General features: G+C 66.6%; 1 protein-coding gene. It reads left to right on the top strand.

Translation table 11 applies throughout. The annotated features are described in order from the left end of the window. Positions 1-338 (top strand): 1-acyl-sn-glycerol-3-phosphate acyltransferase (locus tag G6022_RS16380; protein WP_182692043.1); only part of this gene is annotated, 338 nt, incomplete at both ends.

The following is a 338-nucleotide window of genomic DNA, read 5'->3' as shown; positions in this document are numbered from 1 at the left end:
ATCCGCGCCGCGATCGAAGCAGTGGATCGCGGCGCCCTTGTCGTCGTCTATCCGGAAGGATCGATCACGAACCGACCGGATGTGCGTCTGATGTCGCTCAGGTCGGGTGCTGTTCGCATCGCGCTCGAGACGTCAGCCCCATTGATCCCCGTTGCCCAGTGGGGTGTGCAGGCCATCGCACCAGCCTACGAAGGAAGGGTGGTGCTGGGCCGCCGTCGTCGGGTCACCCTGCTGGTCGGGGACCCGGTCCCGCTCGAGGACTTCCGAGGACTGCCGTCGGCGACGGCAGCCGCTGTGGGCGTGCAAAGACTTCAGGACACCCTCGCAGCGATGGTCGA

This window comes from Dietzia sp. Cai40, from assembly GCF_014145165.1.
Lineage (GTDB): Bacteria > Actinomycetota > Actinomycetes > Mycobacteriales > Mycobacteriaceae > Dietzia > Dietzia natronolimnaea.
The sequence above is the reverse complement of the archived record's forward strand: the minus strand, read 5'-3'. Positions and strand labels throughout refer to the sequence as shown.